Origin of the sequence: Pseudomonas sp. HS6 (assembly GCF_023375815.1) — a bacterium.
Classification (GTDB): Bacteria; Pseudomonadota; Gammaproteobacteria; order Pseudomonadales; family Pseudomonadaceae; genus Aquipseudomonas.
Genome location: NZ_CP067412.1, coordinates 4,304,386 through 4,327,845, shown reverse-complemented (window position 1 = coordinate 4,327,845; position 23,460 = coordinate 4,304,386). Strand labels below are relative to the sequence as shown.

The following is a 23,460-nucleotide window of genomic DNA, read 5'->3' as shown; positions in this document are numbered from 1 at the left end:
CCACAACCGCAAGGAGAAAAGCCATGGCCAAAGAAGGCTCGGTAGCCCCCAAGGAACGCATCAACGTCACCTTCAAACCCGCCACCGGCGGTGCTCAGGAAGAGATTGAACTGCCGCTGAAGCTGCTGGCAATCGGTGACTACACCCACCGCAAGGACGATCGCAAGATCGAGGATCGCAAGCCGATCAGCATCGACAAGATGACCTTCGACGAAGTGCTGGCCAAGCAAGAGCTGCAGCTGACACTGAGCGTACCGAACCGTCTGCAGGAAGATGGCGAAGCTGACGAACTGGCCGTGCAACTGCGCGTCAATTCGATGAAGGACTTCAACCCGGCCAGCCTGGTCGAGCAAGTGCCTGAGCTGAAAAAGCTGATGGAACTGCGCGACGCGCTGGTGGCCCTCAAAGGCCCGCTGGGTAACGCACCTGCGTTCCGTAAAGCCATCGAAGGCGTGCTCGCCGACGACGAATCCCGCGGTCGCGTACTCGGTGAGCTGGGCCTGAACGCCGCAGCCCCGGACGCCTGAGAATCCAGCAGCCAAGGAAGCCAACACAATGAGCACTAGCGCAGCACAAGAGAAAAGCGCCGCGAGCGGCGAGTACAGCATTCTCGACAGCATCATCGCCGAAACCCGCCTGACGCCGGACGACGAAGCCTACGACATCGCCAAACGCGGTGTGTCGGCGTTCATCGAAGAGCTGCTCAAGCCGCAGAACAACGGTGAGCCGGTCAAGAAAGCCATGGTTGACCGCATGATCGCCGAGATCGATGCCAAGCTCAGCCGTCAGATGGACGAAATCCTGCACCACCCGGACTTCCAGTCGCTGGAATCGTCGTGGCGTGGTCTGCAACTGCTGGTCGACCGCACCAACTTCCGTGAAAACATCAAGATCGAAATCCTCAACGTCTCCAAGGACGACCTGCTGGACGACTTCGAAGATTCGCCGGAAGTGATGCAGTCGGGTCTGTACAAGCACATCTACACCGCTGAATACGGCCAGTTCGGTGGTCAGCCGGTTGGCGCGATCATCGCCAACTACTACCTGTCCCCAAGCTCGCCGGACGTGAAGCTGATGCAGTACGTGGCCAGCGTATCCTGCATGTCCCACGCGCCGTTCATCGCCGCTGCCGGCCCGAAATTCTTCGGCCTGGAAAGCTTCACCGGTCTGCCGGACCTGAAGGATCTGAAAGATCACTTCGAAGGCCCGCAATTCACCAAATGGCAGAGCTTCCGTACCTCGGAAGACTCCCGCTACGTTGGCCTGACCGTTCCGCGTTTCCTGCTGCGTAACCCGTACGATCCGGAAGAGAACCCGGTCAAATCGTTCGTGTACAAGGAAAACGTTGCCAACAGCCACGAGCACTACCTGTGGGGCAACACCGCCTACGCGTTCGGCACCAAGCTGACCGACAGCTTCGCCAAGTTCCGCTGGTGCCCGAACATCATCGGCCCACAGAGCGGCGGCGCGGTTGAAGACCTGCCTCTGCACCACTTCGAAAGCATGGGCGAAATCGAAACCAAGATTCCTACCGAGGTTCTGGTTTCCGACCGTCGTGAATACGAACTGGCCGAGGAAGGCTTCATCTCCCTGACCATGCGTAAAGGCTCCGACAACGCGGCGTTCTTCTCCGCCAGCTCGGTGCAGAAGCCGAAGTTCTTCGGCATCAGCGCAGAAGGCAAGGCTGCAGAGCTGAACTACAAGCTCGGCACCCAACTGCCGTACATGATGATCGTCAACCGCCTGGCTCACTACCTGAAAGTGCTGCAGCGCGAGCAACTCGGTTCGTGGAAAGAACGTACCGACCTCGAGCTGGAACTGAACAAGTGGATCCGCCAGTACGTGGCCGACCAGGAAAACCCGAGCGCCGAAGTACGGGGCCGTCGTCCGCTGCGCGCTGCGCAAGTGATCGTCAGCGACGTTGAAGGCGAGCCGGGCTGGTACCGCGTTAGCCTGAACGTGCGCCCGCACTTCAAGTACATGGGTGCCGATTTCACCCTGTCGCTGGTTGGCAAGCTGGACAAAGAGTAAGAGCGACTCATGGACGGATACGGCAGCCTTTTCGAACGCCTCAACGGCGACGCGGAACTACGCAAGGGCAGAAGCCTCGAGGCTTCTGCCATGGCGTCAGTGGCTGCCCATCTGGCCAAAATGCTCAGCACCCGGGCCGGCAGCGTGCAAACGCTGTCCGACTACGGGTTGCCCGATCTCAATGACATGCGCCTGAGCCTGCACGACTCCCTGAGTCAGGCCCGCCTGGCCATCGAAAGCTTCATCGAAGCCTACGAGCCGCGCCTGAGCAACGTGCGTGTCATTTCCCTGCCGCGAGACCACGACCAGCTCCGCCTGGCCTTCAGCATCGAAGGCCTGCTGGAAGTCGAGGGTTTCAAGCGTCAGGTCAGTTTCGCCGCGCGCCTGGATGGCAGCGGTCAAGTGAAGGTCACCTAAGGAGAACCCCGATGTCTGGCAAACCAGCAGCACGCGTATCCGACCCCACCGCTTGCCCGCTCCCCGGCCACGGTACCAACCCGATCGCCGCCGGTTCGGGCGACGTGTTCTTCGACGGCCTCGCGGCCGCCCGCGAAGGCGATGCCTCCGCGTGTGGTGGTGCGATGGTCGGCGGTTTGGCCACGACGGTGAAAATCAATGGCAAGTCTGCTGTCACTGTTGATTCCGTGGGCTCCCACGGCAACAAGGTTACGGCGGGGTCTTCGACGGTGATTATCGGGAATTCGCATTCGCCGGCGCCGTTTGTGCCGCCGTTGCCGGTTGAACTCAAATGGCCATTTAACGAGCACTTCGTGATCAATTGCGAAGAGACAGGCAAGCCGCTAGCCGGGGTGGAATACACACTTAAAACAGCTTCGGGGAAAATCATAAACGGTGTGACAGGTGCCGACGGGAAAACCCAAAAAGTGTTTTCCGTTACCGCAGAAGCGGTTGAATTGATCATAGAGCCTCAGAGTAAGGTTGTTCTCGCTTAGTTGTTGAGTCTCAAAGCTGGCGAAAGTTGAGTGAAGTGATATCAGAGGGATATGAAGATGGCTGCAACGACAGTAGCAACGACAATGACTCCGGCGAGTAACAAGTCCGGCCAGACTGCTACTGCACGTCAGTACAAGATTACTGATATTCCAAACACGATGAGAAAACTCAACTGGCCTGTTGCAGCGGATCTGATGGCCCATTGGTTCAATGGCAAACCATGGCCAAACGAAAGTGGTGGGATGGATGATGCTGTTAAAAGGCATGAAGCTTTTTCACCGGCAGAGTACATCGAAGAGTCCATTGTAAAAATGAGTTGGGTCCTTGGGTTTGAGCGTGCAAGTACCGCATTCAAACAACTGAAGGCGAATTGGAATAGCCCGCTTGGGACCGATCTGATAAAGCAGAGATTGCGCAAGGCTTTTTCCAATAGTGCTCCTGGCTGTTACCCACTGGCTTTTAATGGGGTGGCAAGTGCTGCTGAAAAATTTGGTTACTCCAATAATAAAGTTGTCGAGTTCAAACAGACCGGGGCTGATGACCTAAACGAGCTTCGAGCAGCGCTCGCTAACTTCAACTTGCGCGTCATTGCCGAAGGCTCAGTCGTCGTGACAGGCAAGAACATTGTATTTACGCCATCAAAAATTGGTTTTTATATTGAAGATGCTTACGACTTTAATGATGGCATTGCTCTTTTTAGTCAGGTTCTAGGCTACTGGAACTCTGATAAAGTGATTACTGATCCCGCCGTCGGTTTTAAAACAAACGCCAAACTGGCTGCCGAAATGAATTCTGTGATGGCCGAGTCCACGTACAAGCAGGTCACTGGGCAGCAATCCCCCCAGCAAAAAGAAGAAGCAGTACGTCGTTATAGAGAGTTGGAAGGCAAGCATTACATACTTGTTCAAAATAGCGATTTTCGTGACTATCGGGATCAAAATAAAAAAGGCGGAGACTTTCGCGTTTATTCGGACATCTTGTACGAAAGTGTATCAGTCGCTCCTATTGAGGTCGTTTCTAAGTGATCTCATGGCGTAAGTTTTTTATGAATTTTGCAGCGCTGCTGGCTAGCTTGGTAATCACTGTTGCTTTTGTAGTAAATGGTATTTTGAGTCGTGCGCCTGATGTCTCAAAAAAGAGTCCGTCCGGGCAATATCTTATAGAGTCTATTCCGGCGAGTTCGCTTTTGACTCCACGAGATTCGGTGTACTTGCGCTTTACGGATTTGAATAATCCTGCTCGTACTTATCGAACTCCTCTGTTTTCTGATGTTTCACTGGATATGAATGCCGATGAGGATGATGAGGCGGTCGGTGTTGTATTCATTGAGCTGGATAAGGGAAGCAAGGAATTCACGTTGGCGCTATCTAATCCGAGAAAACATTGGCTTGATCTGTTTATCAGTAATACACCTTACAAGGTGCTGGAGAATTGATGTTTTGGCTAAGGAAAGAGGGAGCATTGTGCAATTGCACCAACAGAGCGCATCCAGCCCTTAAGTTGCTTGTTGCTTTCCTTAGCTCCGTTGGGCTTCTAACGATTTTGGTTTTGTTAGCAGTATTGCTGCGAATGGAACGATCTAACCCGCCGACGTTGATCGCTCACCCCAACGCACATTGGGTGGGGGCTGAAGATGGTGGCGTATTTGTCGAGATCGCCAAAGCCGAGGCCCCGGACTACTACGTGCAAGTCCGTCACGAAAGCGGCGAGATATGGTCAGAAGGCTGGGTTCGCTATGGCACAAAAGACGGCTATCCGCTGAGTGCTGCCGGGATTGTCGGGTTTGATGGTGTCGAGCTTTATCTGCACACCAGCATGGCGATGACACCTGAAAAATCGAAGGACCAATAATTATGAGGGCGATGGATTTTCGCAATGTCTGTGAACCGTGTGCGAGGAGCCGTCGCCTTGCTCATCGTGGGCTAGGTGGTGTCCGGACTGAGAGTCGCGCTCTACAGGATATTTTTTTGATGAGTTCCACTACCAGGCAGGTAACCCGTGTCCTTTAACCACTACTACCAAAGCGAACTCACCGCACTGCGCCAACTGGGCCGCCGTTTCGCCGAGCGTAGTCCGGCGTTGGCGCCGTTCCTGGGGCAGGCCGGGCGGGATCCGGATGTGGAGCGGTTGCTGGAAGGCTTTGCGTTTCTGACCGGGCGGCTGCGCCAGAAGCTCGATGACGAGTTGCCGGAGCTCAGCCATTCGCTGATGCAGTTGCTGTGGCCGAACTACATGCGCCCGCTGCCGGCGTTCAGCATTCTGCAGTTCGATCCGCTGAAACGCTCGGGGCCGGCGCTGAAGGTCGAGCGTGATACGCCGATCGAGAGCGTGCCGATCGAAGACGTGCGTTGCCGCTTCCGTACCTGCTACCCGACCGAAGTCATGGCGATGGATCTGGCCGCGCTGAACTACTCGGTGAAGGGTGACGGTTCGCTGCTCAGCCTGCGCCTGGAGATGAGTGCCGACGGCCACCTCGGCGAGCTGGAGCTGAGCAAGCTGCGCCTGCACTTTGCCGGCGAGCGCTACATCAGCCAGATGCTCTACCTGAGCCTGTTGCGCAACCTCGACGGCATCGAACTGATTCCGCTCGACGGCGCCGGCAAGCCTATCGATGGTGTGAGCGGCAAACCGATGGCGTTCAAGATTCCGGGCGACCGTGTCAAACCTGTGGGCTTTGCCGAAGAAGAAGCGTTGATCCCGTATCCGCTGAACACCTTCCGGGGCTATCGCTACCTGCAGGAATACTTCGCCTTCCAGGACAAGTTCCTGTTTGTCGATGTCCATGGCCTGGACATCCTCAAGGCGCTGCCGGAAGACACCCTCAAGCAGATGCGCGGCCTGGAATTGCGCTTCGATATCCGCAAGAGCGGCATCATGCGCATGCGTCCGACCCTGGATAACGTGAAGCTGTTCTGCACACCGATCGTCAACCTGTTCAAGCACGACGCACTGCCGATTCGCCTCGACGGCAAGCAGGACGAATACCTGCTGCTGCCGGCGGAATTCGATCTGGAAAACTGCGGTGTGTTCTCGGTGGAAACCGTGACTGGCTGGAAGCCCGGCGGCCTCGGTTATCAGGAGTACGTGCCATTCGAATCCTTCGAGCACGACCCGAGCTTCGACGTGCCCAACAGCCGTCCGCATTACAGCATCCGCCAGCGCTCGTCGCTGCTGCACGACGGCCTCGACACTTATTTGAGCTTCGGCATCCGCCACACCGAAGCCCATGAAACCCTGTCGATCGAACTGGTCTGCACCAACCAGAACCTGCCGCGCAAACTCAAGCTCGGGCAGATCTGCATGGCCTGCGAAGAGACCCCGGAGTTCCTGAGTTTCCGCAACATCACCCCCGCCACTTCGAGTTTTGCGCCGCCGCTGAACCGTGACTTCCTGTGGAAGCTGATCAGCAACATGTCGCTCAACTATCTGTCGCTGGCCGACGTCAATGCACTGAAGGTGATTCTCGAAACCTACGACCTGCCGCGCTACTACGACCAGCACGCGGAGAAGGTCAGCAAACGCCTGTTGGGCGGTCTGAAACTGATCAAGCATCACCACGTGGACCGGTTGCACCGTGGTCTGCCGGTGCGCGGTTTGCGCACCGAACTGACCATCGACCCGGAAGGGTATATCGGTGAGGGCGACCTGTTCGTCTTTGCCTCGGTTCTCAACGAGTTTTTCGCGCTTTACGCCAGTCTCAATTCATTCCACGAGCTGCGGGTAAAAAGCACACAGGGAGAGGTGTACCAATGGACACCACGTATGGGCCTGCAGCCCCTGCTTTAAGCGGGCTGACGAAGGTAATACGCGAGTACTCGCTGTTTCAGGCCGTGCTGCTGGTGATCGACCGGCTGCGCGATGCGCACCCGTACCTGAGCGAAGACGACCTGTACGACCAGCTGGAATTCCAGGCCAACCCGAGCCTCGGATTTCCGCGCAGCGATGTCGATCGTGTCGAGTTTTTCGAAGAGCACGGGCAGATGCGCGCGCGCCTGCGCTTCAACCTGATCGGCCTGGTCGGTTCCGGCTCGCCGCTCCCGGCGTTCTATGGCGAGCAAGCCCTGGGCGACAGCGAAGACGGCAACCCGACGCGCAATTTCCTCGACCTGTTCCACCATCGCCTGCAACGGCTGATGCTGCCGATCTGGCGCAAGTATCGCTATCGCGCGAGCTTCCAGAGTGGCGCGGTCGATCCGTTTTCGTCGCAGCTGTTTGCCCTGATCGGCCTCGGCGGTGACGAGATCCGCAAGGCCAAGGAACTGAACTGGAAACGCCTGCTGCCGTACCTCGGCCTGCTCAGTTTGCGGGCGCACTCGGCGGCGCTGATCGAAGCCGTGCTGCGTTACTACTTCAAGCACGAAGACCTGGTCATCGAGCAGTGCATCGAGCGCCGCGTGGAAATCCTCGAAGAACAGCGCAACCGCCTCGGTTTCGCCAACAGCGTGCTGGGTGAAGACCTGGTACTGGGCGAACACGTGCGCGACCGCAGCGGCAAATTCCGCATTCACATCACCGAACTCGACTGGGAGCGATTCCACGAATTCCTGCCCATCGGTTTCGGTTACCAGCCGCTCTGCGCGCTGGTGCGGTTCACCTTGCGTGACCCGCTCGATTACGACATTCGCCTGGTGCTGCGCCCGGAAGAAATCCGCGAACTGCGCATTGGCGAGAAGAACGACTGTCGCCTGGGGTGGACCAGTTGGCTGGGCTGCGAAAAAGCAGACGGCGTGGTGACCCTCGGCAGCAAAATTCATTAAGGACGTGAGCCATGATCAACGTAGACCTGCAACAACTCATCCAGGCGCTGGACGCCGAAACCCGTCGCGATCTGGAGCGTTCGGCCGAGCGCTGCGTCGCCCGTGGCGGCAGCAAGATTCTGGTCGAGGACTTGCTGCTCGGCCTGCTGGAGCGCCCGAACGGTCTGCTCTCCCGCGCGCTGCAAGATGCCGACGTTGACGCTGGCGAACTGAGCGCCGCCCTGCAATCGCGGGTCGAGCACAGCGCTTCGCGCAACCCGGTGTTCGCTCCGGAACTGGTGCAGTGGCTGCAAGACGCGCTGCTGGTGGCCAACCTTGAACTGGGCCAGACCTCGGTCGAAGACGCGGCGCTGATTCTCGCGCTGCTGCGCAACCCGATGCGCTACGCCGGCAGCCGCTACCAGCCGTTGCTCGCCAAACTGAACATCGATCGCCTGAAGGAATTTGCCCTCTCGCAACAGCCTCAGGCTGCGGCCAACGGCAAGCCGGCCGCCCAAGGTGAATCGCTGCTCGAGCGCTTCACTCACAACCTGACCCAACAGGCCCGCGACGGCAAACTCGACCCGGTGCTGTGCCGCGATGGCGCGATCCGCCAGATGGTCGACATCCTCGCCCGTCGCCGCAAGAACAACCCGATCGTGGTCGGTGAAGCCGGTGTCGGTAAAACCGCCATCGTCGAAGGCCTGGCCTCGCGCATCGCTGCCGGTGAAGTGCCGCAAGTGCTCAAGGGCGTCGAGCTGCTGTCGCTGGACATGGGCCTGTTGCAGGCTGGCGCGAGCGTCAAAGGTGAATTCGAACGTCGTCTGAAAGGCGTGATCGACGAGGTCAAAGCCTCACCGAAACCGATCATCCTGTTCATCGACGAAGCCCACACCCTGATCGGTGCGGGCGGCAATGCCGGCGGTTCCGACGCAGCCAACTTGCTGAAACCGGCGCTGGCCCGTGGCGAACTGCGCACTATCGCCGCGACCACCTGGGCCGAGTACAAGAAATACTTCGAGAAAGACCCGGCGCTGGCCCGTCGTTTCCAACCGGTTCAGCTGCACGAACCGACCGTGAGCGAAGCGGTGACCATTCTGCGTGGCCTGGCTCAGGTCTACGAGAAGAGCCACGGCATCTACCTGCGCGATGACGCGGTGGTTTCTGCAGCTGAGCTGTCTGCCCGTTACCTCGCCGGTCGGCAACTGCCGGACAAGGCCGTCGACGTCCTCGACACCGCGTGCGCCCGCGTTCGCATCAGCCTCGCCGCCGCCCCGGAAAGCCTGGAGCGCCTGCGTGGTGAACTGGCTGAAGGTGGCCGCCAGCGTCAAGCCCTGCGCCGCGATGCCGAAGCCGGTCTGCTGATCGACCACGAAGCGCTGGATGCACTGGAAGCGCGTCTGGACGAAGCCGAAGACGAAATGGTCGCACTGGAAACCCAGTGGACCGAGCAGAAACAACTGGCCGAGCGCCTGCTGGAACTGCGTCAGCAACTGGCCAAGGCTCGTGAAGCCGCTGCGGTCGAGCCGGTGGTCACTGTTGAGGAAGACGCCGAAGGCACCGTGATCGAAACCGTTGCCGCTGAAGTTGAAGAAGGCCAAAGCGTCGAAGCGCTGGAAGCGCAACTCAACGAAACCCACAGCGCCCTGACCGCCGCTCAGGTCAAGGAGCGTCTGGTCAGCTTCGAAGTCTGCCCGCGTCTGGTGGCCGAAGTGATCAGCGCCTGGACCGGCGTGCCGCTGGCGCAACTGGCCCGTGAACACAACGCCAAAGTCGCAAGCTTCGCCACCGACCTGCGCACCCGCATCCGTGGTCAGGAACAAGCCGTGCACGCACTGGATCGCTCGATGCGCGCCACCGCTGCCGGCCTGAACAAGCCTGACGCACCGGTCGGCGTGTTCCTGCTGGTGGGCCCGAGCGGCGTCGGCAAGACCGAAACCGCACTGGCACTCGCCGACCTGCTGTACGGCGGCGACCGTTTCATCACCACCATCAACATGTCCGAGTTCCAGGAGAAGCACACCGTTTCCCGCCTGATCGGTGCGCCGCCAGGCTACGTCGGTTACGGCGAGGGCGGCATGCTCACCGAAGCCGTGCGCCAGAAACCGTACTCGGTGGTGCTGCTCGATGAGGTCGAGAAGGCCGACCCGGACGTGCTCAACCTGTTCTACCAAATCTTCGACAAAGGCGTGGCCAACGACGGCGAAGGACGCGAAATCGACTTCCGCAACACGTTGATCCTGATGACCTCGAACTTGGGCAGCGACAAGATCAGCGACCTCTGTGAAGACGGCGCGCGTCCGACTGCCGAAGTGCTGGAAGAAACCATTCGCCCGGTGCTCAGCAAACACTTCAAACCGGCGCTGCTGGCGCGGATGAAAGTGGTGCCGTATTACCCGGTCGGTGGCCCGGTGCTCCGAGAGCTGATCGAGATCAAACTCGGTCGTCTGGGCGAGCGCCTGAACCGTCGTCAGCTGGATTTCAGCTGGTGCCAGAACCTTGTCGATCACCTGTCCGAGCGCTGCACCCAGAGCGAAAGCGGTGCGCGCCTGATCGACCACTTGCTCGACCAGCACGTATTGCCGCTGGTGGCCGACCGCTTGCTCGACGCCATGGCCACCGGTGAAAGCCTCAAGCGCGTGCATGCGACGCTCGACGGTGGCGCCAGCGTGACCTGCGAGTTCGCCTGAGGTGAGTGTGATGTTCACTCAAGTGCCGCAGCCACTGCTCTATGCCGAAGCCTTGCTGGCGCAGTTCGCCAGCCTGTCGCGCTCGGCGGACGGTGCTGCGCTGCTGGGTGACTTCGTGCGGGGCGTGGCCGGGTTGAGCGGTTGCGAATTGACGCAGCTGTACTTGCTCGACGCCACGCACACCAGCCTCGGAATGAACGCCGAGTGCCTCGACGGCTTGCTGCAACCGCGTGGCGCGGCGAGCCTGCCGGCGGACTACAACGGCGAGCAATTGCTGCAGTTCGCCCTGTGCCAGAACCGCGTGGTGTGCCTCGACGACCTCGGCGGCAGCCTGCACGAAACCAGTTTCCTGCCGGCGTCGTTCGAGGCGTGGCAGTCGCTGTTGTGCGTGCCGCTGGTCAACGGGCAGAAGGCTGTCGAAGGCCTGTTGCTGTGCGCCAGCCGTCGTCACATCAACCTGCAAGGCTTCGCCGATTCCCTCGGTCAGCTCGGCTCGTTCGTGCTCGGTCAATTGCACTTGCTGCAGCGCCTGCGGCAGCCCATGGATGCGGCTGCACCGGTCGTGCGCAGCCTGCCGAGTGCCAGCGGTTACGGCCTGATCGGCAAGAGCGCGGCGATGCGCCAGACCTACTCGCTGATCAGCAAAGTTCTGCACAGCCCGTACACCGTGCTGTTGCGCGGCGAGACCGGCACCGGCAAGGAAGTGGTCGCGCGTGCGATCCATGATTGCGGCCCGCGCCGGTCCCAGGCGTTCATCGTGCAGAACTGCGCGGCGTTCCCGGAAAACCTGCTGGAAAGCGAGCTGTTCGGCTACCGCAAAGGCGCCTTCACCGGTGCCGATCGCGACCGCGCCGGGCTGTTCGATGCGGCCAATGGCGGGACGCTGTTGCTCGACGAAATCGGCGACATGCCGCTGGCGTTGCAGGCCAAGTTGCTGCGCGTATTGCAGGAAGGCGAGATCCGTCCGCTGGGTTCCAACGACACCCACAAGATCGACGTGCGCATCATCGCCGCGACGCACCGCGACCTGTCGGTGCTGGTCAGCGAAGGTAAATTCCGCGAGGACTTGTACTACCGCCTCGCGCAGTTCCCGATCGAGTTGCCGGCCCTGCGTCAGCGCGAAGGCGACATCCTCGATCTGGCCAAGCACTTCGCCGACAAGGCCTGCACATTCCTGCAGCGGGATCCGGTGCGCTGGTCGGAAGCGGCGCTGGATCACCTGTCCGGTTACACCTTCCCCGGCAACGTGCGCGAACTCAAAGGCCTGGTCGAGCGGGCGGTGCTGCTGTGCGAGGGCGGTGAGTTGCTGGCCGAGCATTTCTCGCTGCGCCTGGAACCTGCACCGGCGCCGGAAGACCACTGCGGCCTCAATCTGCGCGAACGACTGGAAGCGGTCGAACGCAATCTGCTGCTCGACTGCCTGCGCAAGAACGACGGCAACCAGACGCTCGCCGCCCGGGAACTGGGCTTGCCCCGGCGCACGCTGCTTTATCGGCTCGGCCGTTTGAACATCAATCTGGGTGACTTCGATGGGTAGGCAAAAGTCTGTCGGTTTCACCTCGTCCGCTTATATCAGCGCCGCCCGAAAGGGTCGGCGCTTTGTGCTTTGTCTACACCTGGAGACCCTCTGATGTCTGTTCGTCACTGGCACGCTGTCCTGCTGACCCTCGTCGTTCTATGCGGCCTCGGCGGCTGTAGCGGCAATTACAAATTCAACGATAACGATTACCGCCCATTGGGTGATCCGCAGGCGGTCAATCGCGGCAAGTGACCGCAAGGAGCATCAAACATGGAATTGGTTTTCGAAATGCTGAACACCAAGCAGTTCGTGCCCACCGAGCTGTGCCAGCGGACCTTCAAACAGGCCGGCGGCGTGATCGGGCGGGGCGAGGACTGCGACTGGATCATCCCTGACCGCAAGCGTCACTTGTCCAACCACCACGCGATCGTCAGTTATCGCGAGGGCACGTTTTTCCTGACCGACACCAGCAGCAACGGTGTTCAGGACGGCGACAGCGGCGCACGTCTGCACAAGGGCGAACCGGTGCGCATCGAGCACGGCAGCACCTACGTGCTGGGCGACTTCGAGATCCGTGCGCGCCTGGTGCGTGACCCGGCGACCTTCGACGGTGAAGCGGGCCTGCCACGCGCCGCCGGCACCATCATTCCGGACGACGCGTTCCTCGACCTCGACCCGTTGAAGTCGCTGGAGCAGCAAGAGCGCGTGTACTCGGAATTCGAGGAAATGCTCGCGCCGGTCACCGACCCCGAAGACTCCCGTCAGCGCGCCGACTATGCGCGCATCGACATGGAAAGCCTGATGGTGCCGGAGCTGATCGTCGAGCCCAAGCCTGAACCTGTGCCGGCACCGAAAGAAGTCGAACGTCAGCCACAGGGTTTCTGGGATCACTTCGGTGCGGCACTGGGTGTCGATCTGAAAGGCCTGAGCCATGACGAGCGCGAAGCACTGGCGGTCAATGCCGCACGTCTGCTGCGCCAGAGCATCGGCGGTCTGCAACAGAGCCTGCGCACCCGTTCGGAGCTGAAGAACGAACTGCGTCTGGCCCAGACCACCGTGCAAGGCACCAACAAGAATCCACTGAAATTCGCCGTCGATCCGAGCGAGGCACTGGACATCCTGTTGCATCCGCACAAGCCGGGCCACTTGCCGGCCGAACAGGCGATCTCCCGTGCGTTCCGCGACTTGCAGGCGCATCAGGTGGCGCTGCTGACGGCCAGCCGCGCGGCGGTGCGCGGCACCTTGGAGCACTTCTCGCCGGAGCAACTGACCCTGCGTTTCGAGCGTGACAACAAGCCGTTGCTCGCCACTTCCGGCGGCCGCTGGAGAGCGTTCAACCGCTACCACCATGCGCTGCGTCAGGATGATGACTGGAGCGAGCGCCTGCTGGCCCGCGACTTCGCCCAGGCTTACGAAGAACAGATCCGCCTGATCTCCACCCTCCACACCGACCACCAAGGATGATGCGCATGTCTCGCCGCTCGACCGCTTTTTTCCAGACGCTGACCGCGCTCACCCTGATGGTGCTGCTCGCCGGTTGCTCGTCGATGTCGCCGTATTCGAAAGTGACCAAGATCAACCTCAAGATCACCGGCAGCGATCAGTTGAACCCGGACCTCAACGGTCGTCCGTCACCGATCGTGGTGCGCCTGTTTGAACTCAAGCATCCGGTGACCTTTGAAAACGCCGATTTCTTCAGCCTCTACGAGCGCGCCAAGGAATCCCTCAACCCGGATCTGGTGGCCAGCGAAGAACTCGAACTGCGCCCGGGTGAAACCGTGGAACTGAAACTCAGCGTGGAGGAGGGCAGCCGCTACATCGGCATCCTCGCCGCGTATCGCGACCTGCCGGAAACCAAATGGCGCCACACGTTCCCGATCACGCCGCTGGAAGTTACCGAAGCCGATCTGACGCTGGACCAGGCCGGTATCCGCAAGACCAACGAAGTGCTCGCCAAGGCGGATGACTGATCATGAATACCCATAAAGTCATCTGGCAGGAAGGCATGCTGCTGCGTCCGCAGCACTTCCAGCACAACGACCGCTACTACGATCACCAGATGAAGACCCGCACCCAATTGCTGGGCGGCTACACCTGGGGTTTCCTGAATCTTGAGATCGACTTGCAGTTCCTCAACATGGGCAAACTGGTGATCAGTGAAGCCTCGGGGATCCTGCCGGACGGCAGCCTGTTCGAGCTCGGTGGCAACACCGAACCGCTGGCACTGGACGTGCCGCCGAACACCGGCAACATGCCGATTTACCTGGCGCTGCCGCTGGTCACCGGTAACCACATCGAGGCCCGTCGCCCGGAGCAGTCCGACGTGCTGGCGCGCTACACAGCCTATGAAACCGAAGTGGCCGACTCCAACGCCGGCGACGATTCCGCGAGCCAGGTCAAATGCGGTCGCCCGGACTTCAAGCTGTTGCTCGGCGAGCAACAGAGCGACCAGGCCTACGTGAAGCTGAAGATCTGCGACGTGCTCGACACCACGCCGGACGGCGTGATCAGCCTCGACCCGGATTTCGTGCCGACCTACATTCAGGCCCACGCTTCCAGCTACCTGCTGTCGTGCCTGAAAGAAGTGATCAGCATGCTCGGTCACCGTGGCGACACAATTGCCGAGCGTATTCGTTCGAACGGCAAGGTCGGCGGCGCGGAAATCGGCGACTTCATGATGCTGCAACTGATCAACCGCACCGAACTGCTGCTGCGCCATTACTTGGGCCTGGAGCAGGTTCACCCGGAAGAGTTGTATCGCACGCTGCTGACCATGCTCGGCGATCTGGCGACCTTCTCCAGCGACAGCAAACGCCCGCGTCTGGACAGCCGTTACTCCCACGCCGACCAGGGTGCGAGCTTTCGCAAACTGATGGAGTCGATCCGTCAGGTGCTGTCGATGGTGCTGGAACAGCACGCCATCGAACTGATCCTGCAGGCGCGTCAGTACGGGATCATCGTGTCGCCGCTGCACGACCACAAACTGCTGGGCTCGGCGTCGTTCGTGCTGGCAGCCAGTGCCAACTGCGACTCCGAAGAACTGCGCAACCGCTTGCCTGCGCACCTCAAGGTCGGCCCGGTGGAGCGCATCCGTCAACTGGTCAACCTGCACCTGCCGGGGATCAAGGTCAAACCGTTGCCGGTGGCGCCGCGGCAGATCGCGTTTCATTCGAACAAAACCTATTTCATCCTCGAACTCAGTTCCGAAGACCTGGCACAACTCGAGCGCTCCGGCGGCTTCGCGTTCCACGTGTCCGGCGAATTCGCCGAGCTTGAACTGAAATTCTGGGCCATCAGGAACTGACCGACATGATCAAGGACATGGAACATAACCAGGACGACAAAACCGTCCTGCTCGACCGTCAGGGCCATGGCCCGGCGGCGAGTCCGCTGACCGACTTCGCTGCGCCGCCGCGCTTCGAACAATTGGAAGAACGGATGATCTACGCCGCGCGCCTGCGCCCGGCGGAGGCCTTCAACATCAGCCTCAATTCGCTGGTGGCGGCGTCGTCCGAACTGCTGTCGGAAGTGGTGCGCCTCAAGCACAGCGAAACCCGCGAAGACCTCTACGCGCTCAACGAGCGCCTGACCGCCGGGCTCAAGCTGTTTGAAGTGCGCGCCCTGCACAACGGCGCCGAAAGCAGCCAGGTGATGGCCGCCCGTTACGTGCTCTGCACTGTGGTCGACGAAGCCGTCGTGACCACGCCGTGGGGCAACGAAAGCGAGTGGTCGCAGATGAGCCTGCTCAGCAGCTTCCACAACGAAACCTTCGGCGGCGAGAAGTTCTTCCAACTGCTCGATCGACTGTCGAAAAACCCGGTCAAACACCTGCCGATGCTGGAGCTGATGTACCTGTGCCTGTCCCTCGGTTTCGAAGGCAAGTACCGCGTACAGGCGCGCGGCATGCTGGAACTCGAAGGCATCCGCGACGCCCTGTACCGGCAGATCCGTCAGTTGCGTGGCGACGTGCCGCGTGAATTGTCGCCGCAGTGGGAAGGCCTCAACGATCAGCGCCGCAATCTGGTGCGCATCGTGCCGGCGTGGATGGTGGTGCTGTTCACCTTCGTCTGCCTGGTGATGATGTATTCGGGCTTCGCCTGGGTCTTGGGCGAGCAGCGCGACACCGTGCTGCAACCTTATCAGCCGCTTGATCCGGCCGCGGTCCAGCCGCAGTCGCAGCCGTAAACAGGGACGTGTGATGAAAAAGTTTTTCAAGAAAGTCGGCGCCTTCCTGCGCCAGACCTGGGTCTGGACCTTGCTGCTGGTGCTGTTCGTGGCGCTGCTGGTGTGGTTCGTCGGCCCGCTGTTGGCGGTGGATGACTACAAGTTCTGGGAAGGTTCGACCTCCCGGTTGCTGACCATCAGCGTGCTGTTCCTGATCTGGGGCCTGACCATGGTCTTCGTCAGCTGGCGCGCCGGTATCCGCAAGAAAGCCGTCGAGGAAACCGAAGACGGCCAGGACCGTATCCGTCGCGACGACCTGATCGAAGAAGAGCAGAAAGAGTTGAAGGAGCGTTTCAAGGACGCCCTGAAAACCCTGAAGACTTCGAGCCTGTATCGCGGTCGTAGCGAGCGCTGGCGCAGTGACCTGCCGTGGTACTTGCTGATTGGCCCGCAGGCTAGCGGCAAGACCAGCCTGCTGGACTTCTCCGGGCTGGAATTCCCGATCAACAAGATCGACCGCAAGCTGACCCGCGACACCCACGGCACCCGTCATTGCGACTGGTACTTCGCCGACCACGGTGTGCTCATCGACACCGCCGGCCGCTACCTGACCCAGCCGGATTCGGAAGTCGACGGCAGCGCCTGGACCACTTTGCTAGAACTGCTGCGCAAGCGTCGTCGCGGGCGTCCGCTGAACGGCGTGCTGGTGACCATTCCGGTGGAAACCCTCACCAGTGGCAGCGAGCAGGACATCGACACTCTGGCTCGCCAGGTGCGCGCGCGTCTGCAAGACGTCTATCAGAAGCTGCACGTCGATGTGCCTGTGTATCTGGTGCTGAGCAAGGCTGACAAGCTGCTGGGCTTCGACGAATTCTTCGACCAACTGACCCGCGAAGAAAGCGATCAGGTGCTGGGCACCAGCTTCCGCAAGGATCAGGTCGGCACCGACGTGGCTGTACTGCGCGGCGAGTTCGAAGAGCTGCTGCGTCGCCTCAACAGCCAGGTGATCATGCGCATGCACTCCGAGCGCGACACCCAGCGCCGTGGCCGCATCCTCGACTTCCCGCACCAGATGGGCCAGATCGGCGAACGTCTGTGCCTGTTCGTCGACATGGCATTCACTGGCAACCGCTACCAGCGTGCGACGCAACTGCGTGGTTTCTACCTGACCAGCGCACCGCACCTGACCCACGAAATGGATTCGACCACCGCCGGTATCGGCGCCAGCCTGGGCATGAGCGCCGGCGTGCTGCCGACCCTGCGCAGCGGTCGTTCACGTTTCATCCATCACTTGCTCAGCCGGGTGATTTTCCCGGAGGCCGATCTGGCCGGTCTGGACAAGCGCGAGCGCAGCCGCATCCATTGGGGCCAGCGTGCGTTGTACGTCGGTGCATTGGGCGCACTGGCGCTGTTCGGCATGCTTTGGGCCGGTGGTTTCTCGGCCAACTACGAGCGTCTGGAAAACCTGCGCAATCTTGCACAGAACTGGACGCAGCAGCGCACGGCACTGTCGCCGCGCGATGACGCCATGGGCACGCTGAAAACCCTCGACACCAGCTACGCCGCGACTCAGGTGTTCCCGAAGAAGGGCGACGCTGCGTACCACGAGCGCGTTGGTCTGTATCAGGGCCAGGACGTCAATCCGGTGGTCAAGGAGGCTTACGAGCGCGAGCTTGAGAAGCAACTGCTGCCACGCGTCGCCACCCTGCTCGAAGGTCAGATCCGCGCCAACATGAAGGACCGCGAAAAGCTGATCAACAGCCTGCGCGCGTACCTGATGCTGAACATGAAGGACCGTCGTGATGCGGCATGGCTAAAGGACTGGGTCGCTACTGACTGGTCCCAACGCTACACCAGCAACACCGCGGTGCAGAACGGTTTGAACGCGCACCTTGAGCGTCTGCTGAAGCTGCCGTTTATCTACCCGCTCAACGAGCAACTGGTGACTCAGGCGCGTCAGGTTCTGCGCAGTGAATCGCTGGCAAACGTGGTTTACCGCATGCTCCGTGAGCAGGCGCGCAACCTGCCGGACTATCGCTTCAGCCAGCACCTCGGCCCGCAGGGCTCGTTGTTCATCGGCACCGAATACGTGATCCCGGGCTTCTACACCCAGACCGGTTATCAGCAGTATTTTTCGGTACAGGGCTCCGCGCTGGTCACCGACATCCTGCGTGACAACTGGGTGCTGGGCGAAGGCGCCGGCATCAGCGACATGGATCTGCGTCGCCTGATGGTCGAGCTGGAGCAACTGTACTTCCGCGACTACGCCAACTACTGGAGCGAGGCCGTTGGCCAGGTGGCACTGCCGCCGATCAGCGATGCCGGTGAAGGCGCCGAGCAACTGGCAGGCCTGACCTCGGCCAACTCGCCGGTGCTGGCACTGCTGACCGAAGTGCGCGAAAACACCCGCTTCCAGGCAGCCCCGGAGCCGGTGGATGAAGCCGGTGATGCCGCCGATGCGCTGGCGGGGCAGAAAGGCAAACTGGGCAAGGTCGGCAAACTCGCTTCCGCTGTCGCGGACAAGGCTGCGGCCATGAACGTGGCGAAGAATCTGCCGGACACCGCCAAGAAGTCGCTGCAACGTCGCTTCGAACCGCTGCATAAACTGCTCGACGACAACAACGGCCCGGCCGCTGACCTGACCCCGGCCTTCACCGCACTCAACGACCTGCAACTGCAACTGGCGGGCCTCGCCCGTTCCAGCACGCCAGAGCAAGCCGCGTTCGAACTGGCCAAGACCCGCATGAGCGGCCAGCGTGATGCGCTGACCAACCTGCGCAACGCGTCCGGTCGTCTGCCGCGTCCGCTGAGCGTGTGGTTCAACGTACTGGCCGAAGACTCGTGGCGCCTGGTGCTCAACGATGCTTACCAATACCTGAACGGCCGCTATCAGAGCGAGCTGTACAGCGTGTATGGCAAGACCATCAACCAGCGTTACCCGTTCAGCGCGTCGAGCACCAGCGACGTGGCGATCAGTGATTTCCGCGAGTTCTTCCGGGCTCAAGGCACCATCGACCGCTTCTTCGACAGCTACATGCGTCCGTTCGTCAGCGGTGATCCGGGCAGCTACCGGATGCGCAGCATCGACGGTCGCAGCCTGCCGGTGTCCAAGGTGTTCCTCGACCAGATGGCGGCGGCACTGAACATTCGTCAGAGCTTCTTCTCGATCAATCCGGCCGAGCCGACCGTGCAGTTCAAGTTGGAGCCGTACACCCTCGATCCGGCGGTCAGCCGTTCCGAGTTCAAGTTCGGCGACAAGACCATGGAATACCGCCACGGTCCGATCCTGCCCATGAACTTCAAGTGGCCGACCGATGCTGAAGACGGTCGCACCAGCCTCGTCATGGACAAGATGGCCGGCCGCCCGATCGGCATCGAGAAGAACTCCGGCCCGTGGTCGCTGTTCCGTCTGTTCGACCTGATGCAGACCGAGTACCTGACCGGTCGCGACGTGTTGGTGCTGAAAGCCGATGTGGGTGGCCTGCGCGCCAACTACCTGCTGACCAGCCAGCGCACGCCGAACCCGTTCGACATGGGCGTGATGCGCACCTTCCGTATGCCGGTGCAGCTCTGATGCTGGTGGCCAGTCCCTGGCGCAGCGCGGCGCGAACCGACCCGGGCAAGGTGCGGTCGCGCAACGAAGATGCCTTCCTCGACACCCCGCAGCATGGGCTGTGGGTGGTCGCGGACGGCATGGGCGGTCATCAGGGTGGCGACATTGCCAGCCAGTTGATTGTCGCCAGCCTGGCTGAATTGCCGCAACACGAAGACTTCGACGAACGCCTCAAAGCCATCCGCCAGTGCCTGCACTGGCTGAACCGGCGCCTGGGGCAAGAGCTGACCGTCACCGCCGGGCGTCACGACAGCATCATGGGCAGCACCGTCGTGGCGCTGCTGGTGGACGGCAATCGCGCGGCCTGCATCTGGGCCGGCGACAGCCGTTGCTACATGTGGCGCGGGCAGCGCCTGTATCAGCTGTCGAAGGACCATTCTCTGCAGCAGCAACTGATCGACGAGCAACAGATGAGCGTCGAACAAGCGGCGGCGCACCCGGCAGCCCAGGCCTTGACCCGGGCGGTCGGCGCGGCGGAACAACTGACCCTCGATGTGCTGGAACTCGAGGTTTATCCGGGCGATGTGTTCCTGCTGTGCAGCGATGGCTTGTATCAAGGCCTGAGCAGCGATGCCCTCGGCAATGCTCTCAGCCTGGCGGCGCCGCATGTGGCGCTGGAACGTCTGTTCGACGGCGCCCTGCGGGGTGCCGCTCGCGACAACCTGACTGCCGTGGTGATCCGCCAATGACTGAACTCGAATCCTCAGTCGACGACTTGCTGATGAGCGAAGAGCAGGCCAACAACCTGACCTACTTCGCTTTCGCTAAGGAAAACAAGGCAGAGCCTTTGCTGGCGCCGACCAAGGCCAGCATCGGTGCATTGCCGGACGTACTCGCCGGCCGCTATCACCTCGAGCGTCTGCTCGGGGCCGGCGGCATGGGGGCGGTTTACCGGGCCCGGGATCTGCTGCACGAACAGTTCGGCGATCCCGATCCTTACATTGCGCTGAAAATCCTCAGCGAAGAATTTGCCGAGTCGCCGGACGCCAGCGCCTTGCTCTACAGCGAGTTCGCCCTGACCCGACGCCTGCGCCACGACAACGTGCTGCGACCGCACACGTTCGAAGTCGACACCGATTGCCAGCGTGCCTTCATCACCATGGAACTCATGCGTGGCCTGACCCTGGACAAACTGCTCTGCGAGCGGCCGCTGGGCCTGCCGTGGAAGGAACTGCGCGACATCGCGCTGCCGCTGCTCGACGCGCTGGCCTACGCCCACCGTCGCGGCGTGCTGCACGGTGACATGAAACCGAGCAACGTCATGCTCTGCGAAGACGGCGTGCGCCTGTTTGACTTCGGTCTCGGGCAAGCCGAGGAGGGCATCCTGCCCGGCCTGCCGCACCTGAGTCGCGAGCGCTTCAACGCCTGGACCCCGGGTTACGCCGCCCCCGAACTGCTTGAGGGCCAACCGCTGTCGGCCAGCGCGGACGTGTACGGCGTGGCCTGCGTGATCTATGAACTGGCGGGCGGCAAACACCCGTTCCGCCGCTTGCCCTCGACCCAGGCCCGAGACGAACACCTGGATCGCGAGCTGCAAGCCCCGGCAAATCTACCGACACACTGCTGGCCCGCGCTGCGCACCGCGCTGGCCTTTGACGCGGCAGAGCGCACCATCACTGCCGACCAATTGCGTGACGCCTTGGGCGCCACCTCGTCCTGGCTGCAGCGTTTGCGACTGCGGGCGTAACGGATGACATTCGAACAGGGAGCACACTATGTTCAACCCAGCTAACGAAACGCACTTCAGCCTGACCGTTGAAGATTACGTAGGCGACCTGCAAGTCCTGTCGTTCACCGGCACTGAAGGCATCAGCCAGCCGTTCCGTTTCGACCTGGAACTGGTCAGCGAAAACCCGGATCTGGACCTGGAAAAACTCCTGCACAAACAGGCCTTCCTCGCCCTCGATCCACAAGGCTCCGGTATTCACGGCCAGATCTACCGCGTCGCCCAGGGCGACGCCGGCAAGCGCCTGACCCGCTACAAAGTCTCGCTGGTGCCGCAGCTGCAATACCTGCATCACCGCACTAACCAGCGCATCTACCAGCAGATGTCGGCGCCGAAAATCATCGCGCTGATCCTCGACGAGCACGGCATCAAGGGCAACGCCTACAGCTTCCAGCTCAGCCAGCCATGCCCGGATCGCGACTACTGCGTGCAGTACGACGAAACCGACCTGCACTTCGTCCAGCGCCTGTGCGAAGAGGAAGGCATTCACTACCACTTCCAGCACAGCAAGAAAGGCCACCTGCTGGTGTTCGGCGATGACCAGACCGTGTTCCCGAACCTCGGCCAGCCGACCGCGTATGTGCAGGGCAGCGGCATGGTCGCCGAAGAACCGGTGATCAAAGGCTTCCGGTTGCGTCTGGAAACCCGCACCAGCCGCACCACCCGCCGCGACTACGATTTCGAAAAGCCGCGCCTGCAAATGGAAGCGGCCTACAAACCGGACGGTGAGAGCACTGAACCTGATCTCGAAGACTACGACTACCCCGGCCGCTTCATCGACCGCGCGCGCGGCAAATTCCTCAGCCAGCGCGCCCTCGAACGCCATCGCGCCGACTACCGCCAGGCCGAGGGTCGCGGCGACCAGACCAAACTCGTCAGCGGCCACTTCATGGAAATGTCCGACCACCCGCGCAGCGAGTGGAACGACCTGTGGCTGCTCACCGAAATATTCCACGAAGGTAAACAGCCGCAAGTCCTCGAAGAATCGGTGACCAGCGACACCACCGACAACAAGGACGACTTCCACCAGGGCTACCGCAACACCTTCCTCGCCACCCCGTGGGACGTGTTCTACCGCCCGGCCCTCGAGCACCCGAAACCCCGCGTGCTCGGCAGCCAGACCGCCATGGTCACCGGCCCCAAAGGCGAAGAAATCCATTGCGACCAATACGGCCGCATCAAAGTGCAATTCCACTGGGACCGCGAAGGCCTGGCCGACGACAAAACCAGCTGCTGGTTGCGCGTCTCCAGCTCCTGGGCCGGCGACCGCTACGGCGCCATCTCCATCCCGCGCATCGGCATGGAAGTCCTCGTGACCTTCCTCGAAGGCGACCCAGACCAGCCACTGGTCACCGGCTGCCTGTACCACAAGGAAAACCCGGTGCCGTACGCCCTGCCGGCGAACAAAACCCGCAGCGTCTTCAAAACCCTCAGCTCCCCGGGCGGCGGTGGCTACAACGAACTGCGCATCGAAGACAAAAAAGGCGCCGAACAAATCTTCATCCACGCCCAGCGCGACTGGGATGAAAACGTTGAGCACGACCAGAAGATTCGGGTCGGGAATGAACGGCACGACACGGTGGTGAAGAACACCTACACCGAGCTGAAGGCTGAAGAACACCGCACCACGATTTCCGACCGCAAAGTCGAAGCGCGGATGGACGACCACCTGACTATTGGTGAGAACCAGCATGTGAAGCTCGGGACGGCGCAACTGACCAGTGCCGGGAAAGAGATTCACATCAAGGCTGGGGACAAGATTGTTATTGAGGCTGGGACTGAGCTGACGATTCTCGGCGGCGGCAGTTTCATCAAGCTCGATGGTGGTGGTGTGACGGTGGTTGGGCCGGTGGTGAAGATCAACGCCGGCGGCTCGCCGGGAGCAGGCACTGGCATCGGGATCAAACCGCCGGTGTTGCCGGGGGCGGCGGATAAGGATAAGGCGGGGAGTTTGATGGATCAGGCGTTGTTGAATGCGCCGCCTGAGAAGGTTAAGCCGAAGGCTTTTTTTGTGTTTTCTGAGTGAT

Annotated in this window: 20 protein-coding genes; all 20 read left to right on the top strand. The window is 61.0% G+C overall.

Features of this window, described 5'->3' with window-relative positions:
• The first annotated feature begins 23 nt into the window (after positions 1 to 23).
• Positions 24 to 527: a type VI secretion system contractile sheath small subunit gene (gene tssB, locus JJN09_RS19585; RefSeq protein WP_096817191.1), complete on the top strand. Its 504-nt coding sequence runs from the start codon at positions 24 to 26 to the stop codon at positions 525 to 527.
• 28 nt (positions 528 to 555) lie between these two features.
• Positions 556 to 2,031, top strand: coding sequence for a type VI secretion system contractile sheath large subunit (gene tssC, locus JJN09_RS19580; RefSeq protein ID WP_249483131.1), 1,476 nt, complete (start codon positions 556 to 558; stop codon positions 2,029 to 2,031).
• Between the two features lie 9 nt (positions 2,032 to 2,040).
• Positions 2,041 to 2,448 carry a type VI secretion system baseplate subunit TssE gene (gene tssE, locus JJN09_RS19575; protein WP_085708830.1) on the top strand — a complete coding sequence of 136 codons (408 nt, stop codon included), beginning with the start codon at positions 2,041 to 2,043 and terminating at the stop codon, positions 2,446 to 2,448.
• An 11-nt stretch (positions 2,449 to 2,459) separates the two neighbouring features.
• Positions 2,460 to 2,984, top strand: coding sequence for a PAAR domain-containing protein (locus tag JJN09_RS19570; RefSeq protein ID WP_249483129.1), 525 nt, complete (start codon positions 2,460 to 2,462; stop codon positions 2,982 to 2,984).
• Between the two features lie 57 nt (positions 2,985 to 3,041).
• Entirely contained in the window at positions 3,042 to 4,010 is a 969-nt protein-coding gene (locus tag JJN09_RS19565) for a DUF6402 family protein (protein ID WP_249483127.1), read from the top strand.
• Positions 4,011 to 4,030: 20 nt separating this feature from the next.
• Complete coding sequence (locus JJN09_RS19560; protein ID WP_249483125.1) at positions 4,031 to 4,420, top strand: hypothetical protein; 390 nt, start codon at positions 4,031 to 4,033, stop codon at positions 4,418 to 4,420.
• A 134-nt stretch (positions 4,421 to 4,554) separates the two neighbouring features.
• Positions 4,555 to 4,836, top strand: coding sequence for a hypothetical protein (locus JJN09_RS19555; protein ID WP_236187594.1), 282 nt, complete (start codon positions 4,555 to 4,557; stop codon positions 4,834 to 4,836).
• Between the two features lie 147 nt (positions 4,837 to 4,983).
• A complete protein-coding gene (tssF, locus tag JJN09_RS19550; RefSeq protein WP_249483123.1) occupies positions 4,984 to 6,771 on the top strand; it encodes a type VI secretion system baseplate subunit TssF in 1,788 nt (595 codons plus the stop codon).
• Positions 6,735 to 7,742, top strand: coding sequence for a type VI secretion system baseplate subunit TssG (gene tssG, locus JJN09_RS19545; RefSeq protein ID WP_007954381.1), 1,008 nt, complete (start codon positions 6,735 to 6,737; stop codon positions 7,740 to 7,742). Before tssF ends, tssG begins: the two co-directional genes overlap by 37 nt.
• An 11-nt stretch (positions 7,743 to 7,753) precedes the next feature.
• Positions 7,754 to 10,411: a type VI secretion system ATPase TssH gene (tssH, locus tag JJN09_RS19540; protein WP_249483122.1), complete on the top strand. Its 2,658-nt coding sequence runs from the start codon at positions 7,754 to 7,756 to the stop codon at positions 10,409 to 10,411.
• A 10-nt stretch (positions 10,412 to 10,421) separates the two neighbouring features.
• On the top strand, positions 10,422 to 11,948 hold the full coding sequence (locus tag JJN09_RS19535) for a sigma-54-dependent Fis family transcriptional regulator (protein ID WP_249483121.1): 1,527 nt from the start codon (positions 10,422 to 10,424) through the stop codon (positions 11,946 to 11,948).
• Between the two features lie 93 nt (positions 11,949 to 12,041).
• A complete protein-coding gene (locus JJN09_RS19530; protein ID WP_003229566.1) occupies positions 12,042 to 12,182 on the top strand; it encodes a hypothetical protein in 141 nt (46 codons plus the stop codon).
• Positions 12,183 to 12,200: 18 nt separating this feature from the next.
• Positions 12,201 to 13,394, top strand: a complete 1,194-nt coding sequence (gene tagH, locus JJN09_RS19525) for a type VI secretion system-associated FHA domain protein TagH (protein WP_249483120.1) — start codon at positions 12,201 to 12,203, stop codon at positions 13,392 to 13,394.
• A 5-nt stretch (positions 13,395 to 13,399) separates the two neighbouring features.
• Positions 13,400 to 13,900, top strand: coding sequence for a type VI secretion system lipoprotein TssJ (tssJ, locus tag JJN09_RS19520; RefSeq protein ID WP_249483118.1), 501 nt, complete (start codon positions 13,400 to 13,402; stop codon positions 13,898 to 13,900).
• A gap of 2 nt (positions 13,901 to 13,902) precedes the next feature.
• Positions 13,903 to 15,234 carry a type VI secretion system baseplate subunit TssK gene (gene tssK / locus JJN09_RS19515; protein WP_096817226.1) on the top strand — a complete coding sequence of 444 codons (1,332 nt, stop codon included), beginning with the start codon at positions 13,903 to 13,905 and terminating at the stop codon, positions 15,232 to 15,234.
• A gap of 5 nt (positions 15,235 to 15,239) precedes the next feature.
• Positions 15,240 to 16,115 (top strand): type IVB secretion system protein IcmH/DotU, encoded by an 876-nt coding sequence (gene icmH / locus JJN09_RS19510; RefSeq protein WP_007954389.1) that lies wholly within the window; start codon positions 15,240 to 15,242, stop codon positions 16,113 to 16,115.
• A 13-nt stretch (positions 16,116 to 16,128) separates the two neighbouring features.
• Positions 16,129 to 19,668, top strand: coding sequence for a type VI secretion system membrane subunit TssM (tssM, locus tag JJN09_RS19505; protein WP_249483116.1), 3,540 nt, complete (start codon positions 16,129 to 16,131; stop codon positions 19,666 to 19,668).
• Entirely contained in the window at positions 19,668 to 20,396 is a 729-nt protein-coding gene (locus JJN09_RS19500; protein WP_011336583.1) for a PP2C family serine/threonine-protein phosphatase, read from the top strand. The genes tssM and JJN09_RS19500 overlap by 1 nt, the downstream gene beginning before the upstream one ends.
• Positions 20,393 to 21,394, top strand: coding sequence for a serine/threonine-protein kinase (locus JJN09_RS19495; protein ID WP_249483115.1), 1,002 nt, complete (start codon positions 20,393 to 20,395; stop codon positions 21,392 to 21,394). The genes JJN09_RS19500 and JJN09_RS19495 overlap by 4 nt, the downstream gene beginning before the upstream one ends.
• Positions 21,395 to 21,422: 28 nt before the next feature.
• Positions 21,423 to 23,459: a type VI secretion system tip protein VgrG gene (locus JJN09_RS19490; protein WP_249483114.1), complete on the top strand. Its 2,037-nt coding sequence runs from the start codon at positions 21,423 to 21,425 to the stop codon at positions 23,457 to 23,459.
• The last annotated feature ends 1 nt before the right edge of the window (position 23,460 follow it).

Excerpts from the sequence above, each read along its gene's own strand:
- tssB (WP_096817191.1), top strand. The coding sequence starts at position 24 with ATGGCCAAAGAAGGCTCGGTAGCCCCCAAGGAACGCATCAACGTCACC.
- tssC (WP_249483131.1), top strand. The coding sequence starts at position 556 with ATGAGCACTAGCGCAGCACAAGAGAAAAGCGCCGCGAGCGGCGAGTAC.
- tssE (WP_085708830.1), top strand. The coding sequence starts at position 2,041 with ATGGACGGATACGGCAGCCTTTTCGAACGCCTCAACGGCGACGCGGAA.
- JJN09_RS19570 (WP_249483129.1), top strand. The coding sequence starts at position 2,460 with ATGTCTGGCAAACCAGCAGCACGCGTATCCGACCCCACCGCTTGCCCG.
- JJN09_RS19565 (WP_249483127.1), top strand. The coding sequence starts at position 3,042 with ATGGCTGCAACGACAGTAGCAACGACAATGACTCCGGCGAGTAACAAG.
- JJN09_RS19560 (WP_249483125.1), top strand. The coding sequence starts at position 4,031 with ATGAATTTTGCAGCGCTGCTGGCTAGCTTGGTAATCACTGTTGCTTTT.
- JJN09_RS19555 (WP_236187594.1), top strand. The coding sequence starts at position 4,555 with ATGGAACGATCTAACCCGCCGACGTTGATCGCTCACCCCAACGCACAT.
- tssG (WP_007954381.1), top strand. The coding sequence starts at position 6,735 with ATGGACACCACGTATGGGCCTGCAGCCCCTGCTTTAAGCGGGCTGACG.
- tssH (WP_249483122.1), top strand. The coding sequence starts at position 7,754 with ATGATCAACGTAGACCTGCAACAACTCATCCAGGCGCTGGACGCCGAA.
- JJN09_RS19535 (WP_249483121.1), top strand. The coding sequence starts at position 10,422 with ATGTTCACTCAAGTGCCGCAGCCACTGCTCTATGCCGAAGCCTTGCTG.
- JJN09_RS19530 (WP_003229566.1), top strand. The coding sequence starts at position 12,042 with ATGTCTGTTCGTCACTGGCACGCTGTCCTGCTGACCCTCGTCGTTCTA.
- tagH (WP_249483120.1), top strand. The coding sequence starts at position 12,201 with ATGGAATTGGTTTTCGAAATGCTGAACACCAAGCAGTTCGTGCCCACC.
- tssJ (WP_249483118.1), top strand. The coding sequence starts at position 13,400 with ATGTCTCGCCGCTCGACCGCTTTTTTCCAGACGCTGACCGCGCTCACC.
- tssK (WP_096817226.1), top strand. The coding sequence starts at position 13,903 with ATGAATACCCATAAAGTCATCTGGCAGGAAGGCATGCTGCTGCGTCCG.
- icmH (WP_007954389.1), top strand. The coding sequence starts at position 15,240 with ATGATCAAGGACATGGAACATAACCAGGACGACAAAACCGTCCTGCTC.
- tssM (WP_249483116.1), top strand. The coding sequence starts at position 16,129 with ATGAAAAAGTTTTTCAAGAAAGTCGGCGCCTTCCTGCGCCAGACCTGG.
- JJN09_RS19500 (WP_011336583.1), top strand. The coding sequence starts at position 19,668 with ATGCTGGTGGCCAGTCCCTGGCGCAGCGCGGCGCGAACCGACCCGGGC.
- JJN09_RS19495 (WP_249483115.1), top strand. The coding sequence starts at position 20,393 with ATGACTGAACTCGAATCCTCAGTCGACGACTTGCTGATGAGCGAAGAG.
- JJN09_RS19490 (WP_249483114.1), top strand. The coding sequence starts at position 21,423 with ATGTTCAACCCAGCTAACGAAACGCACTTCAGCCTGACCGTTGAAGAT.